2 protein-coding genes are annotated in these 1,976 nt (G+C 40.2%); both read left to right on the plus strand.

Features of this window, described 5'->3' with window-relative positions; genetic code table 11:
- The coding region (locus GRP75_RS25615; RefSeq protein ID WP_202404313.1) for an alpha/beta fold hydrolase at positions 1-758 on the plus strand (758 nt) is incomplete at its 5' end.
- Between the two features lie 162 nt (positions 759-920).
- On the plus strand, positions 921-1,976 hold a 1,056-nt coding region (locus GRP75_RS25620; RefSeq protein WP_160790737.1), incomplete at its 3' end, for a sugar efflux transporter.

Here is a 1,976-nt window from a genome sequence, read left to right on the forward strand (position 1 = left end):
CAAACATAAACGAATACTCTATGCATTACATAGATTCTGGTGAAGGAATGGCCATCCTATTCATTCACCCTCCAGTACTCACAAGCTTAAATTTTACACACCAATTCCAAGAGTTATCATCCGATTTTCGAACTATAGCTTTTGATATCAGAGGACACGGTAAAAGTCAGCCTTCCGAACAAACGGTTACTTATCCTCTCATCGCCCTGGATATTAAACATTTGATGGACCGGATGAGCTTAGATAAAGTATTTTTGTGTGGATATTCTACCGGAGGCTCGATAGTACTTGAGTTCCTCTTGACTTATCCAGATCGGGCATGGGGAGGCATTGTTATCAGTGGAATGTCGGAAGTAAACGAATGGCGACTAAGAAACAAAATTTCATTGGGCCTTGCTCTTTCCAAAATCGGCGCAGTCGGTACGCTTGCCCTTTCTATTGCTTGGTCACAAACGAAACAGCTATCTTTGTTCCGTAAGTTATTCAACGATGCGAAGCAGGGAAATCCCAGGAATGTCGAACAATATTACCGTTACAGCTTGAAGTACAACTGCACCTCTCGGCTCAAGGAAATCCAGCTTCCTGTCCTGCTCGTTTATGGTGAAGAAGATAAGCACTTTCATCCCTATGCCAAAATATTGCATCAACAATTACCAAATAGTGAGCTGGTTTTCCTTAAGAAAGCTGATCATCGCCTTCCTACGAAGGCCGCCAGATTATTGAATGAACTGATCAAGCAGTTCGTAGATCGCTTTTAACCACTGAGGCCAACCCTACGAATAAATCCATATACACCTATGCATCCACTCTAAAAATATAGTTTTATCCCATGTGAATATACATTTTATACTAAAATCATATATAGTTTAGGAAGGATAGAAATGTTTCTGCTACTAAATCCGAAGGGGTGTAAAAAAGAAATGCTAAAGCGTATTCAAAATCTTTTCGTTATCCCTAACTACCCATTGTTCATGATCTGCATGTTATTGCAAGGCATGGCTATATCCATCAGCGCACCTTTTTTAGCTGTATATTTTACAAGTACACTTGGCGTATCTGTGGGAACCTTTGGTGTGTTTACAGCGGTGACTTTGATTTGTGGCATATGGATAAGCTCTCTGATTGCCAAACGTTCTGATACCGGATTAGATCGTAAACAAATTTTGGTGATTTGTACGTTATTTAATGCCGTAGCATTTGCAGGATATCTTGTAATCCAAAATTTTTATGTACTTTTTGTTTATATGACGATCTTTACGGCCATTGGTGCTCCTGGGATGCCGCAGTTATTTGCCAGTGCACGTGAAGCAGTAGATCGCAGTAAATCTGCGGATCACGCCTTTGCTAATTCAACGCTTCGGTCTATGTTTTCTCTTGGCTTTATTACCGGGCCGCTTTTTGGTTCCTTTTTGATTGCACATACGGGCTTTAAAGGTATCTTTATGGGAACGACCTCTATTTTTGTTCTCATTGCTGTTCTTTTATTCTTTTTTATCCAGCAGCCTCCCGCTCAGCTTAAACATAAGAATCAACTTTCACTTCATAACATTACATTACATAAAAATATTGAGATTCTGATCCCCTTTTTAGTTCTTACTCTGCTCTATACGTCTCACTGGATGAATAGTTTAAATATTTCTTTGTTCATCATTCACAATTTAAAAGGTGACACGAGTGACGTTGCTCTAGTATCCAGTATTTGCGCCATTTTAGAAATCCCCTTGATGCTCATGCTAGGCGTACTAGCAGCTAAATACTCCAACCGTTTGCTTGTATTTTTAGGGGCATTAACAGGAGTTGTCTATTATATCCTTGTTATTATGTCTACGGAGATGTGGCAGCTATTCGTGGGGCAACTTCTTCTAGCCTTCTTTGTTGCAGTGATTTCTGCCATTGGCATTAGTTACATGCAGGATTTGTTGCCCTCTCTTCCATGGTACGCATCGACGCTATATTCCAATGCGACAACCATCGGA

Source organism: Paenibacillus sp. OT2-17, from assembly GCF_009827695.1.
GTDB classification, from domain to species: domain Bacteria; phylum Bacillota; class Bacilli; order Paenibacillales; family Paenibacillaceae; genus Paenibacillus; species Paenibacillus polymyxa_B.